The 15,357-nt window shown below is 37.3% G+C and carries 8 protein-coding genes; 6 read left to right on the forward strand and 2 right to left on the reverse strand.

Going from position 1 to position 15,357, the window contains the following annotated elements; translation table 11 throughout:
- Positions 1-2: 2 nt before the first annotated feature.
- Positions 3-452 (reverse strand): YhcH/YjgK/YiaL family protein, encoded by a 450-nt coding sequence (locus ACHRWY_RS15425; protein WP_395355838.1) that lies wholly within the window; start codon positions 450-452, stop codon positions 3-5.
- A 512-nt stretch (positions 453-964) separates the two neighbouring features.
- Here ACHRWY_RS15425 and ACHRWY_RS15430 point away from each other — a divergent pair.
- A complete protein-coding gene (locus ACHRWY_RS15430) occupies positions 965-2,026 on the forward strand; it encodes a LacI family DNA-binding transcriptional regulator (protein ID WP_395355840.1) in 1,062 nt (353 codons plus the stop codon).
- Positions 2,027-2,130: 104 nt separating this feature from the next.
- Here the strand turns inward: ACHRWY_RS15430 and ACHRWY_RS15435 are convergent, their stop codons facing one another.
- The gene (locus ACHRWY_RS15435) at positions 2,131-3,300 is read right to left on the reverse strand and encodes a DUF4861 family protein (protein ID WP_395355841.1); all 1,170 of its coding nucleotides are present in this window, start codon (positions 3,298-3,300) and stop codon (positions 2,131-2,133) included.
- A gap of 293 nt (positions 3,301-3,593) precedes the next feature.
- Between ACHRWY_RS15435 and ACHRWY_RS15440 the strand changes: the two genes are divergently transcribed.
- From ACHRWY_RS15440 to ACHRWY_RS15460, 5 genes are all read left to right on the forward strand, one after another.
- Positions 3,594-3,872: a hypothetical protein gene (locus ACHRWY_RS15440; RefSeq protein ID WP_395355843.1), complete on the forward strand. Its 279-nt coding sequence runs from the start codon at positions 3,594-3,596 to the stop codon at positions 3,870-3,872.
- 309 nt (positions 3,873-4,181) lie between these two features.
- Positions 4,182-4,817 carry an HAD family hydrolase gene (locus ACHRWY_RS15445; RefSeq protein ID WP_395355845.1) on the forward strand — a complete coding sequence of 212 codons (636 nt, stop codon included), beginning with the start codon at positions 4,182-4,184 and terminating at the stop codon, positions 4,815-4,817.
- Positions 4,818-5,236: 419 nt separating this feature from the next.
- Positions 5,237-8,167 carry a triple tyrosine motif-containing protein gene (locus ACHRWY_RS15450; RefSeq protein ID WP_395355846.1) on the forward strand — a complete coding sequence of 977 codons (2,931 nt, stop codon included), beginning with the start codon at positions 5,237-5,239 and terminating at the stop codon, positions 8,165-8,167.
- Between the two features lie 336 nt (positions 8,168-8,503).
- Complete coding sequence (locus tag ACHRWY_RS15455; RefSeq protein WP_395355847.1) at positions 8,504-12,466, forward strand: family 16 glycosylhydrolase; 3,963 nt, start codon at positions 8,504-8,506, stop codon at positions 12,464-12,466.
- A 122-nt stretch (positions 12,467-12,588) separates the two neighbouring features.
- On the forward strand, positions 12,589-15,261 hold the full coding sequence (locus tag ACHRWY_RS15460) for a beta-1,3-glucanase family protein (protein ID WP_395355848.1): 2,673 nt from the start codon (positions 12,589-12,591) through the stop codon (positions 15,259-15,261).
- The last annotated feature ends 96 nt before the right edge of the window (positions 15,262-15,357 follow it).

Raw genomic sequence — 15,357 nt, forward strand, 5'->3', positions numbered from 1 at the left:
TTTTAAATCTTTACTTTAATAACAATTTTTTTAAGTGTTCCTTCGCCAATCATTGCCGCGTGAACATCTTCGGGAAACAAAATCGCAAATTGTTTTTCCTGTAATTCAAAAAACATATCTGGTTTGTCGTAATAGAAACGAACATCTCTTTCGTCGCTATATTCTCCATTTGGGCTAATGCATTTTTCTCTGGGTTTCCACGCAAAAGTTTCCGGCCCTTTTATCGAAACTTGTATGTCAATGTTTTTATCATGACATTCAAAACCCTTAATACTTTCTTCCCTTGTTGCACCTTCGCCAATAATTACAATTACTTTTAGTCCTTCGGCAATTTCAAATGCCCCTTCTTCCAGAGTACTAATGTCATTTTGACTGACATAGTCAAATGCTTTTTTAAAATTGGGATGAAGGCTGAAGTATTTTGCAGCGTTATGTAATGAATCTACAATCATTTGATTTGGTTTTATATTTTGTCTTTATTTCTTTTCAATTTTAGTTTTTAAAACTCATGGACATGTTTGTATAAAGTTTATCTTATGTCATGTTTTTAAGGAGTCAAAAGTTAAGTGTTACTTCATATCTTATAGTGTAACTAACTGGTGTTTAATTTGTTTGTGTTGTTTGGTAATTATGGTGTCAGTTATATTAAAAATCTTTTTTTATCTCTTCAAAATAAAAACAGCAGTTCTTTTGTGCGATGTAAATTGTTCTCATTTCTTTTATATACTAAAGCAAATGATTTGAAGAACAATTTTTCAGAAACTACTTTTTTATCTCTTTTTTCGGGTTCCGAATTCATGGCTTAATGGATTAGAAGCTAAAATCGTAATCTTTTTTTTACTTCAAATTATGTTTGTATGCAACACATGTGTATATTTGCGTGTACGCACACGGGCTTTTACAAATGTATATAAAAAGTTAAGTATAACAACTTAAATTTAATAAAAAAAGAATAATTATTCGTGTGTTTTGGAAATCTTTTAACTTAAAAATCATCAATATCATAACAATTAAAAAAATTGCCGAATTAGCCAATGTTTCTCCGGGAACTGTGGACAGAATTATCCATAATCGTGGGCAGGTTGCTCAGGAAAATGTAGATAAGGTAAATGCTATTATAGAGGAATATGGTTATAAGCGAAATATTCTGGCCAGTAATCTTGCGTTGAATAAGAAATTTCATTTGGCCGTATTTTTACCTCAGTATGAAAATCTGGAGTATTGGAAAAGCCAGATCGCAGGAATCGAAAAAGCAGCGGTAGAATTCAGCAAATTCGGAATTGTACTGGATTACTTTTTTTATGATTTTAATGTCATTTCCTTTAAAGAAGCAGTCAGAAAGGTATTGAAATTTGATTGCGACGGATTGTTGTTTGCGCCTATTTTTTACGAAGAATCTGTTCGTTTTTTAAGTGAATATGAAAAGAAAAATATTCCTGTTGTTATGATTGATTCTAATATTTCAACTCATGAAGAACATGCTTATGTGGGACAGGATGCTTTTCAGAGCGGCTATCTCGCCGGAAGACTAATTAGTTTTGCGGTAAAGAACGAAAGACAAATCCTTATTTTTAAAATTACGAGAGAAATAGAAAGTACATCGGTTTATTTACAGCGTATTGACGGCTTTTATTCATTCTTTAAAGATCATGAAGAACTCCAAAATTTTAAATTCTCAGAAGTTACCATAAAAGATTCCGGAATTGATCAGCTGAATCTGGAGATGTTCTCCGGAATCAACAGTGTTTTCGTACCTAATTCCAGAGCCTATATAGTCGCGCGGTTTTTAGAACAAAACCATATAAAAGGCGTCCGGATTATTGGTTACGATTTATTGACAGAGAATATCGAATACCTCAATAAAGGGGTAATCGATTTTTTGATCAATCAAAGACCGGAAGAACAGGGATATATGGGGATCAATCATTTGTATAAAAAATTGGTCTTACAGGAAGCCGTTACCAACACACATTATATTCCGCTGGAAATTATTTTAAAAGAGAATTATTTCCCTGCCCGTAAGTGATTTTTCATGCAGCGTTATTTAATTAATCTCGTAAAGGCGCTAAGTTGCCAGGTTTTTATTGTGATCAAATTAGAATCGTAGCAACTTAGTGTCTTTGCGGGAAGCTATTTCTTGACCTTAACAACCAATGGATTATTGATCTTTTTAGCAAAAGAACTCAAATACGTTTCCCAATCTTGTTTGGTTTGAAACGGACTTCCTTTTTTCCATCCAAAACCAACATAATAAATCGCTTTATTGTTTTTTACTTCGATATTGCCATAGAGATTGCTTAAGTCTTTATCGTTGGTTATATGGTTGTCAAAACTGGCTAAAGTGTTTTTTGGCGCCACAATTCCGGTTCCAATTTCAGAATCGTCAATGGGTTCCCAATGGCTTAACCAGCCTTCTTTTACGTTCGTTCCAATAGTTCCTTTTTTGTCATGAAGCGTTAATCCGGCAGCAATTGATTTTGTTCCCGTAATGGCGATTTCAAAACGCGAAAGATAGCTTCCGTAATCCAGGCTAATCAATTTTGACTCTGTTATTGTATTGCCTTTTGCATCCCAATTAGCATACGTCAGGATAAAACTCGTTCTGATAGGACCTGTGGTAATGGTTTTCCAGCTGGTAAAATTTTTCGAGAAATAATACGTGTCTTCGACTTTAACGGCAATTCCGCCTACACCGCGGCTGTCACCCACATGAAAATTATCCAACCCTTCGCCTGTATCTTTATGATACGTTCCGGTTCCGTTAGTGGCTTTTTCGTACCATTTATTGATTATAGGATACTCGACTTTTTTGAGCCAGGCATCGATTCCGCTGGTTAAGGTTCCGCCTTCAATTTTGTCTTCTGCCATTTTTTGCGCTACAGGACCGTATGTTCTAAAGGCGACTTTATTATTTTCCCAGGCATAATCATCAGTTCGTTCGGGAACAAATCTCGAATAGCAACTAATCGTTTTGGATCCCGATGGATTTTCGGCAACTAAAACTTCAAAATCCTGATGCGATGATGCTTTTATTTTGGGTTGAAACAATAAAACATCTATAGTTCCGTCTCCATCATTATCGACAGCCTGGCTTTCTAAAAACGTATTGGTGCCCGCTTCTTTTACAGCATAGGTTTCGAGTTTAACCGAAGTGGGTAATCCGAGCGATTTTTTGCTTAACTCAATAGTTTCAAATTCACGGTTTATGGGTAGAGAATTGCTTACCGTAATGATTTTGTTTTGAGAATGAACAGCAAAACTACCAGCCAGAATTGCGGTGAATAAAATATGTTTTTTCAAAGCTTTACAGGTATTAATTGATCTAAAATTGGATTGTTTTTTTTTGAATCATAAAGATACAAATCAAATCTAACTTTTGAATCCGGAATTGGGGTAAAAAAGTACAAAGAGTTATTTTTGAATATGTTAACTCTTTTTTTTTAATAAAAAAGTGGCGTTAAAAACCTTTTTTTGAGAGATAAAGGAGTATCTTTTTTATATGATTTAATTAGTATTCAGGTACTTATACGTGGTTTTAATCAATAATTTATTTGTTGCTTTGTCAGTATTATTAACCCCTAAAAACAATTAAAATGGAATCAGAAAGCAAACAAGTTACAGGTACAAAGAAAGAAACCATAGATATCCAGTCCGGTACTGGAAGAGGTGTGGATCTGGGAACCAACACACCTTCTTTGGAAATTAAAATTATGAATGAAGGACCTTCTAACAATGTCATAGTTTCCGGAAGCCATTACGAATTAAGAACTGGTCAGCAAGGTACCTTTAGATTGGGTGATTTGACAAGTGGAAGTGTTATAACGCTTCAAAATAATGGGTTTGAACATGCGCGAGTTCAAATTTCCTGGTAAACGTATTCCTTCAGAAAGAAATCCATGCTCTGTTTTGTATGGATTTCTTTAAAATTTTATATCACCTTAATGGTTGGTCTTTCAATCCATATTCCTTTTTTCATTTCCATCAATAGCATCGGGCTTTTGCGTTGTAAATACTTCACAGTTTTCGAAGCCAATATTTTCAGGTACTTGTTTTCTTAGATAAGCACACAGGTTTAAAAAGCATTATTTTGATGATGTTGTAGCTTCTTATTTTATTTTTTGTAATTTACATAATGGGTAACTTCTATCAGGTTATGGTATAATTAAATGTAAATCAACAGTATGATTAAATGTATTATTTTCGATTGTGATGGTGTGCTTGTCGATACAGAAAAAATTGGTAACGGAATTATGCTTTCAATGGCTGCCGAATATGGTTTTAAGATGAAACTGGAAGAGGCTTACCGCGATTTTAACGGACGTAATTTAAAAGAATGTTTTCTGCATATTGAAAATGCTATTGGAAAAAAGCTTCCGGATAATTTTGAATCTGAGTACCGCAAAAAAAGCTTTGAAGCCTTCAGGACACAGGTTAAACCTATGGAAGGCATAGTTGAATTTCTTAATAAATTAAAAATTCCGTATGGAGTAGCGTCCAGTGGGCCTGTTGATAAGATCAGACTGAATCTTGAAGTGTCTGGTTTACTCGATAAATTCGAAAATAAAATATTCAGTTCGTACCAGATTAAGAGTTGGAAACCCGATCCCGGCATTTTTCTGCACGCCGCAAAAGAAATGGGATTTGAAGTAAAAGACTGCATTGTTATAGAAGACAGTAAAGCCGGAGTAATCGCCGGAATCCAGGGCGGGTTTAAAGTCTATGGTTTTGCGAATGGTTTCAATAATGATGATTTAGAAAAAGAAGGAGCGATCCTTTTTCATTCTTATGAAGAGTTGAGTGTTTTGCTTCAGGTTTAAAAAGTTTCAGGTTAGTTGCGAAAAAAATAAACCATTCCTGTAAAATCTTGTAAAATCGTTCCGTAGGAAGAAACCATATTGTAAGGGATGGGTTTTAATCCGTCCTTTGTTAGCCATGACAGCAGTGAAGCTAAATTTTAAAAATATGGACTGTTCAGGTTCGCTCATTATCTCACTATTCCGGATCTAATTTTCTCATTATCAAAATGTCTAATTTAAATGTAATTTGTTACATTAAAATAAATTTTTATATATTTGATTATAAAGATTCGTTTTTTTTAGTGCTTCAAATTATCAAATTGTAAATTTAGAGCAGGAGTTAAACCGTTTCTTTTTGCTTAAAAAAAACTTTTCCCAAAGAGGTAATTTTTAAGATTGTAGTGCTCAAAAGCTACAAACTAACCTACAGACAGAAACAAATGACGAAATTAACCACTAGAATTTTAGTTCTTTTATTCTCCTTTTTGTGTCCAATTGTAAATGCCCAAATTAAGAAAATTGGAATTCCGTTTATTACCAACTACAACCCGAAAACGTATAAAGCAGCTTCTGAGAACTGGGATGTCTTACAGGATTCTAAAGGCATGATGTTTTTTGCCAATCATTTTGGAATCATGCAGTTTGATGGCGTAAGATGGAGCATTGTTACGCAGCCGGAAAACAAAAGCATGGTTCGTTCGCTGGCGATTGACAAAAAGGACAAAATATATGTGGGTGCCCAGGGCGAATTCGGATATACCGTTCAGTTGCCGAACGGCCAATATCAATATACTTCTTTAGTGCAATTGATTCCTGCTGCGGTCAGAAATTTTGGCGATGTTTTGCATACGGTAATTCGTAATAATGAAGTAATTTTTTTCTCGAATGAAGGAATCTTTATTTATAAGAATAATAAAATCAAAGTAATACGGTCCCAATCGAATTTTGATGATTTTTTTGAAGTCAAGAACGAAATCTATGTATTAGATAATGGCAAAGGTTTGCTGAAGCTTAAAGATGGTGCTTTATTCGAAATTCCGGATAGTAAACAATTTGTTGGAATGAAAATTCGAAAAATCTTCGCAACTAGAAACGGTTTGACAATACTCACACAAAAGAACGGACTTTTTAATTATAAAAACAATCAGTTACAGCCTTTTGTGACCAAAGTTGATTATCTGCTGATGCAAAATCAAATCTCAACGGGAATTTTACTTTCAGATGGATATTTCGGAATTGGAACACGGCAAACAGGGTTGATAGTTATTGATGGTGAAGGAAATTTGATTCAGCATATCAATAAACAAATGGGGTTGCAAAACGAGTACGTAACAAATCTTAAAGTAGATGCGACAGGTAATTTATGGGTAACTTTAAAAGAAGGTATTTCGCTCATTCAGATCTCGTCTCCATTATCAAAAATATTAGATGTTTCGAATGCTGAAACCAAAATATATTGCAGTCAGATTTATCAAAACAAACTATACATCGCTACAGATAATGGTGTTTTCTGGCTGGATTGGGAAGGCTATAAAAACGGTCAGCATGAAAAGGATCACTTTCAGCATATATCGGGAATGTCTGAGAATGTATGGAATATTGGTATTTTTGGAAATTCACTTTTGGCTTTTGAAAAAAACGGAATCTTTGAGATAAAAGGCAATTCGGCTCAATTACTGGCTAAAACCGATGGAGCCTGGAAAGGCATAATAATCCCTAATCATCCTGATTTATTACTGGTTGGCGGTTATACGGGATTGTATCTAGTGAAAAAAATCAATAACTCATGGGTATATCAGCATAAAATAAAAGGTTTTGAAGAAAGTAGCCGCGTAATTGAAACGGATGCAGCCGGAAATATCTGGATTGCCCACGGATACAAAGGCATCTTCAAAATTAAACTGAATAAAACATTCGATACCGTTTCTGATCTTCAGTTTTACAATCAGAAGAATGGCTTTCCTTCAAGCTTGTTTTTGAATACTTTTAAGATCAGCAATCAGATTCTTTTTGGAACAACCAAGGGCGTTTACAAACAGGATTTGCATTCAGATAAAATGATTCCCGATGGTACATTTCGGAAATACCTCGGAATGGGCAGTCACATTCGTCTGCTTAAAGAAGATCCCCAAAACAATATCTGGTACATTTCGGGAGAAAATACCGGAAAAATGAGTCAAAATGCGGATGGTAAATTTGGTATAGAAGAATTGTCTTTTAGAAAGCTAAGGTATTTGTATGTTCCGGGTTTTGAAAACATTCAAACCACTGCAAACGGAGATGTGTTTTTTGGTACTCAGGATGGCTTGATTCATTATAATACGACTAAAACCAAAAAGTATCAATCTCAATATAAGGCAATTATTTCAGAAGTAAAATGCATTTTTCCAAAGGACAGTTTATTGTTTTCAAGCCGATATGACGTGCTGCCAACTACTACGGCATCAGCCCAAAATAAAGTCGCTCCGGTTCTGTCTTATTCGAATAACGCTTTACATTTTTCGTTTGCCTCCCTTTTTTATGATGAAGCCGATGCTACTAAATACGAATATTGGCTAGAGGGATTTGAACCCAAATGGTCAGAATACAGTCTGCAAACGGAAAAAGAATATACCAATTTGCCTGAAAATGAATATGTTTTTCATGTAAGGGCAAAAAATATTTATGATGTAGTAAGTGCAGAGGCCGTTTTTAAATTTGAAGTTTTACCGCCCTGGTACAGGACAACCTGGGCTTATATCTTGTATTGCATGCTTTTTGGTGTTTTAATTTATTCGATTATCAAATACCAAAAAAATCTGGCAGAACGTGATCGCGAACAATTGATATTGAATCAGGAAAAGGAATTGCTGCGAAATCGTGCCGAATTAAACGAGCAGAAATTAGTATTAGAACAACAAAACATGGCTATAATGAAGGAGAACCTGGAAACTACAATTAATCTCAAAAATGCCAAAGTAGCTTCAAGTACTGTAAATCTTATTCATTTAAATGAAATTTTACTTTCTATAAAGGAACTAATTGGTCAGATAGACAAGAAGAATGATTTTAATACCAACTTTGGTTTACTGACTAAAATTAACCGGATTATTGATCACGAATTGCAGGGCGATCAGCATTGGAATGAATTTGAAGAAATTTTTAATCAGCTTCATGATAATTTTATGCAACGCTTAAAAACGAGTTTTCCGGAATTAACACCCCGTGATATGCGTTTGTGTGCTTACTTGCGAATGAATTTCAATACCAAAGAGATTGCACCACTTTTAGGAATTTCTGTTCGTGGTGTTGAAGACACGAGATATCGCATTCGTAAAAAATTACAACTTCCATCAGATGCGAATATTACGGAGTTTATTCTTAATTTTTAAAAGTCTTTACTATTTCGAACAGCTTTCCCTTAGTTTTTTCATCCTGACGAAGGAAGGATCACACTACTAGCTCCGTATCGAAATTGGTCTTCGGTCTGTTGAAAGCCGCTTCTAATCGAATCTTTTATAATCAGTAAAATCCCAGGTAGTTTTACGGGTTTTGACTTCTAATTACTACATTTTTTTATGAACACCGTAGTCAAACCGTAGCCCAAAATATAAGTCTTGCCTGATTTATTTGTTAATATTGTTCCATTATTACTAGAATAATAATCTATTTTTTACAAAGTACATTTTTTATTGCAGTAATAGCTTTACTAACAAAAAACTAAAAAAATGAATCAAAAAGACTCTTTTTTCGGCCGACCACCGAAAGACAATTACAATGTATTAAAAAGGTGTTTACTGTTATTTATTCTGGCATTATCCCCACTTTTAAAAGTCCACTCACAATGCAACACCTTAATTTGGTCCGATGAGTTTAACGGGACCACCGTAGACGCGGCCAAGTGGCAAAGTATTTCAGGAAACGGCTGTCCGTCGCTTTGCGGATTTGGAAATGCCGAAGCACAACGTTATGATCCTGCTCAGGCAACAATCGTTAAAGAAGGAACAAACAGTTATTTGAACATCGAGGCAAAATATCAGCCGAATGCATCGTTTCCGCAACAACCGTACGCTTCTGCAAAACTGACAACTGAAGGCAAATATGCTATTAAATACGGAAGAATCGAAGCCCGTATGAAACTGTCTAACGGAATGGGAGCGTGGCCTGCCTTCTGGATGTTACCCGCAGGTACTTCAAACTGGCCTTTTACGGGAGAAATAGACATCATGGAAGCCAAACACAGAAATCCAAAATCAATAGACGGAACCATTCATTACGATGGCGGTGGCTATCATTATACGGGTAGAAGTTATAGCTCTCCAACAGATTTATCGACAGAATTTCACGTGTATGCGGTAGAATGGGGACCTAATAGTATTAAATGGTTTATTGACGGCAATTTATTTCACACCGCAACGCCTAATACGACTGTAAATGGCGGATGGCCTTTTAACGATCAACAGTTTTATATTATTCTAAATCTGGCGGTTGGTAGTCTGGGAACGCCATATACAAGTGTAAACGGGGCAGGTGTAGAACCAATTCCGGCTGACTTTCCTGCAAAATTGCAGGTGGATTATGTTCGTGTTTACAGCGGTAGTTTTACGTATGGTGTTTTGGGAGATGCAAAAGTGTATCACAATGAAACGGGTAAAACGTATTCTATAAACGCCATTGCGGGAGCTACTTACAACTGGACAGTTCCTGCGGGAGCCACCATTACTTCAGGACAAGGAACAAACACCATTACGGTAAACTGGGCAACTACAGGAGGAGATGTTGCTGTAGCTACTACAGTTTCAGGCTGTGCTGCCAATACCTACAAACTGGCTGTAACGACCGAAGTACCTTTACCGGTAGAAAGAATCTATGAGGATTTTCAAGCTAATCGAAATGTGGTGTACGGGCTTAAAACAGGAGTTTTGACAGAAGCCGTTGCAAATCCGTCGGCTACAGGAATTAATACCTCAGCTTTGGTGGGGAAATATGTTCGTAATGCTTCTGAATTATACGATGTTCTGAATATTAAAAATGTAGTCATTAGCAATGCCAATGATTATGTGTACGGAAGAAAAAAGCTTTCTTTTGATATTTATACCTCGGCACCGGTTGGAACGAAAATTTCGATGCAACTCGAAAACAGTCTGGTTACCACAGCAACGAATTTCCCATCAGGAAGGCATAGCGGTTACAAAGCCACTACAACAGTTCAGAACAAATGGGAAACGATTGAGTTCGAATTTGAAAAAGTCATCGATCCCAATACAAGTGCTTTAACGATTAACAATGTAGTATTCCTTTTTGAATCCAATTCGAATGCGGGAACGACTTACTATTTTGATAATCTGTTGACAAAAGCAGCACCCGAAAAGCCAATTATTGCTACCGATGTGTTACAAAACTATGACGGCATCAATAAAATCATCAAAGGAACAACAACCGGAGTATATTCTGTGGTGGCAAACCCGGGGGCAAATTCAGTGAACTCGTCTGCAAATGTGGCAAAGTATGTTCGAAATGTAACCGAGCAGTATGATGTTCTTTTCTTTAATACACAAGACAATATCGAAGATGCGGGTTTACTAAAAAATCAGACCAAAAAGATCCTGATCGATGTTTATACCTCAGCACCTATAGGAACGGTTGTAAGTCTGAATTTAGAAAATAGTGCCACATCGCTACCGGCTAATTTTCCAATAGGAAGAAATAGTAATTATGTGGCGATCACTACCAAACAAAATCAGTGGGAGACCCTGACTTTCTATTACAATTCAAGTCCGGACGAGGGAACTTCGAATCTGGCCGTAAACCAAATGGTAATATTAGCCAATTCAGGTTCTTATACAAACGACACCTATTATTTTGATAATATCAGAATTGGTTCGACCAAATTACCGGATACATTCACGCCGGGCGTAGTGTATGAAGATTATCAAACCGTTCATAACATTACTTTTAGGGATGCGATTGGAACATATACGCCTAACACGCCAAATCCCAGTGCAGGCGGCATCAATACGTCTTCAAACGTTGGGAAGTATGTTAGAAAATCGACAGAGTTGTATGATAATTTTTCATTCAGTACAACTTTGACCAACATTGGAGATTTCAAAGGAGGTACTAAAAAGTTTGCAATGGATGTGTATACTTCGGCACCGGTGGGATCTGTAATTTCATGGCAGGCCGAGAGCAGTGCTTCAGTTCCGTCCAATTATCCTGTTGGAAGACACAGTATTTATCAGGCTGTCGTAAAACAAACGAATACCTGGCACACACTGGTATTTACGTATGCAAGTGCACCGGATGCCTCAACATTAGACAGCGAAGTCAATCGTTTTGTTTTCTTGTTAGAACCGGGAACGAGTTCCGGAAATACGTATTATTTTGATAATATCAGGGCTGTAAATTTAGTGGGTACAGAAAACCCGCCTGCCACTTTACCTGCGCCGTGGGCGAGTACCGATTTAGGTGCTGTTACACCAGCAGGAGAAGCTACACATGCCAGCGGAACTTTTACTATTAAAGGATCCGGAACTGATATTTGGGAATCAAGTGATCAATTTCAATTTGTAAATCAATCTATTACGGGTGATGCCGAAATTATTGCCAAAGTAAATTCGCTTACCAATACCAATACATATGCAAAAGCCGGAGTAATGTTTCGCGAAACGCTTACGCCAACGTCTAAACACGCCATGACCGATGTAAGTGCCGCAGCAGGGATCGAATTTTTATCGAGAGATGCTGTTTCAGGCATCACGACTGCTACGGTAGTGGCAGGAACAACTCCAAAATGGATTCGTATTACAAGATCCGGAAATGTATTTACCTCTTATTCTTCGGATAACGGAACGACGTGGACACCAATTGGCACGCCAAAAACAATTGCTATGGCAAGCACCATTTATGTGGGAATGGCAGTTACCTCGCATGCCAACGGAACTTTGGCAACAGGAATTTTCAGCGATGTTACGGTTCGAAATATTACGCCTCCGGTCAACAATGTCAATTTAGCTTTGGCTAAAACTGCAGTGGCTTCAACAGAAGAAAATGCTGCTTTTTCTTCGGCGAAAGCCACAGACGGAGATGCCGGAACAAGATGGGCGAGTAGTTTTGCCAATGCAAGCGAATGGATTTATGTTGATTTAGGGAGCAACTACAACATTAATCGGGTAGTTCTAAAATGGGAAGCTGCTTTTGCAACACAGTACAAAGTGCAAATTTCGACGGACAATGTTTTTACCGAAAATGAAACCGTCAACACACAAACCGCCAGCGATGGAGGAACGGATGACTTAACAGTAAGCGGAACAGGAAGATACATCAGAATTTTATGCACCACAAAAGCTTTGGCCCCATACGGATATTCGTTATTCGAAATAGAAGCTTACGGATCTGCTTCTACAGCCAGAAAAGCTGCGGTTGCGACAGAAGAACCGGAAGCTGCAACGACTGCTTTTACAATGTACCCAAACCCGGCAAATAATTATGTTCAACTTTCAATACCTGAAAAATTAGACAATAAAGTCGTAACGATTTATGATGATTCAGGAACATTACTGGTAGAGAAAAAAATCGATTCTGATGCTAAGGAAGAACTAATCGATATTAGTAAACTTAGAAAAGGAATCTACATCCTGAACTTTAAATCCGATCAGAAAAACTGGTCAAAAAAACTGATCAGGAATTAATTAGAATCCGTTGGGCGTGATGTGTTTGTTAGTATGAACATTGCGCCTGGCGGATCCATTAATACTTTTCAAAGTCTTTTTTGATTTAAAATCTATTTACGTAACCCCAAAATAATTTAGATATGAATAAAAACAAACTTAGAGGATTTTCTCTTCTGACAATACTATTTCTGGCATTGTCCAATCTCATGCACGGGCAGGGACCTATCCCGTTTACTATTAGCAATACCTCAACATTCAATGACAGCGAATTGTATGTTGCCATTGTAGGTATTGATTACACTACCGGAAATCACGTTTGGGTAAATGCCAAAACAAGTCAGGTATTGCCTATGAGCGCTTCTTATAATACGGTTACAGGCCCTACAATTGGCGGAAATACCGGACCGGGACAAAACTCAAAATATGCCAATTGTTTTACCAAATTAAGCGAAATCCCAAACAAGACTTTTACATTGCCACAAATTGCCGGTTGCAGGGTGTTTATCGCCAAAGGGCAGCAATTGTATTTTTACTTTTTTGGAGCAAGCGGAGCACCTTCGGGATATACATCACCCAATCCGTTGAATGCCACAGATCCGAATCAGGGTATTTTGTATGAAATCATTGAATTGACGAACAATCAATATGGTTTTTTTGGAAATCCGTCGAGAGTCGATTCGTATAAATACCCAATGGGACTCGAATTATTTGGAGCCAATGGTTATCAGAAAAGAGTAGGTGAATTAAAAAAACACGCTGATATTGTGGCGGCTTTCAAAGCCAATGTTCCATCAGAATTTCAGGGTTGTGTAAATGATGCAACAGGTGAAATTACAGCACCATCAAAAACACCCGCTTTCGCAGATGGAACAGGAGGAAATTCTGTAGGCGCTCAGGCCAATTACCTGAAATCGTATATTGATGCCATCTGGAATAAATACAAAAATGAAGATTTGATATTTTATGCCGGAGATGCGGGAGTTTTCAAAGGAAGAGTGATTGGAGAACAGCTTGAAGTTGTGGGACAATCAGGTGGTTTTGTTGGCCGTACAGGTCGTGTACAAAACAGACCTTCGACTCAGGAAGCGCTTGAAGGAAAAGGTGTCCTGGACAGAAGACTGGTCGACGGAGATCTTGATCTTGTCGTTCAGGCACAATTAACAGCGGCCATTAATCGTCATGTGGTAAATGTTACAACTGCAAATCCGGGACAGCAAAACTGGTACGATGCATCGAAATTCTATCAGGTGAACCCAACGAATCATTACTCTAAATTCTGGCATTTACCGGGAATAAGTGTTGATAATCTGGCGTACGGATTTGCTTATGATGATGTAGCCGATCAGTCACCATCGCTTCATTCTCCTCAGCCCACTAAAGTAATTGCGACTTTTGGAGGATATGCCGGATCAGTTCCTTCTGTTCCCGCTACTACAGATGTCATTACGGTGTATAAAGATTGTAATTACACCGGATTTTCCGGCGGATTAACTATTGGAGATTATAATCTGGCACGTCTGAATACTCTAGGCGTGTTAAACGATGATATTTCTTCGCTTAAAATCACGCCCGGTTTTCAGGCGATTTTGTATCAGGATGATAATTTTACCGGAGCTTCAACCGTCATCAATTCGGATAATTCCTGCCTGAATACAACCTGGAATGATAAAGTGACTTCGATTAGGATTCTGGCAAACGGAACAACTACTTTAGGCAATCAAACGTTTTATCTTCAAAACAGAAACAGCAGTTTATATATGGATGTCTGGGGTGCGAGTTTGTCTAATGGCGCAGCGATTAATCAGGGGGCTCTAAATTCAGGAAACAATCAGAAATTTACATTTACCCATTTAGGAGACGGACTGTATAAAATTATTGCAAATCACAGTGGTCAGTCATTAGATGTAAATAATTTCAATAAAGCCAATGGTGCGCATGTAGAACAATATCCATACAATGCCACTACCAATCAGCAATTTGTATTGGTTGCGACAGGCGATGGGTTTTATAAAATGGTAGCCAGACACAGCGGCAGAATAGTAGAAGTGGCAGGAGCAAGTACAGCTTCGGGCGCTGTGGTACAACAATGGGATAATAACAACCAGACTTGCGGACAATGGAAATTAGTCCCGGCTACAAGTTCCCAAACTTCAGTTTTAATTCAGGCAGAAGATTATTCTTCCATGAACGGGATTCAGGTTGAAGCAACAACCGATGCAGGCGGAGGATCAAATGTGGGGTATACTGAAACAGGCGACTGGCTGGCATACAACAGCATTAATTTTCCAACAACAGGTTCTTATTTAATCGAATACAGAGTAGCGAGTGCTGTAACAGGTGGTAAATTATCTTCAGATTTAAATGGAGGAACAATTGTTCTGGGCAATGTTGATATTCCAAACACAGGCGGATGGCAAAACTGGCAGACTGTTTCTCAAACGGTGAATGTGAATGCAGGAACCTACAATTTCGGAATCTACATTCAGAATACCGGAATGAACATTAACTGGATTAAAATTACAAAAGTGGGGGCTGGTTTAACAGCAAAAATGGCTGCTGCGCCAATAGCTGAAGAAGAAGTTAATGCAGCCGCTTTAAACGTTTATCCAAGTCCTGCTGAAAATACACTTTTCTTTACGGCTGCTGTTAGCGGAGAAAATGCAAGTATTGTAGATTCTCAAACGGGTGCAACGGTTTCAATACAAAAAATCAATAACAATAGTGTAGATGTTTCTCATTTGAGAAAAGGAATTTATCTGATTGTTTTAGATAATGCTGGTAAAAAAACGGTCAAACGTTTCATAAAAAAATAGTTTTAAAAACAATTGCAGATTTCAGGTTTCAGCATTGATTTACCATGATTCCTAAAATGAAGTTTAGGGATTTGGTTTCAAATTCAAGCTGAAATC

This window comes from Flavobacterium sp. FlaQc-48 (genome assembly GCF_044007335.1).
Lineage (GTDB): Bacteria > Bacteroidota > Bacteroidia > Flavobacteriales > Flavobacteriaceae > Flavobacterium.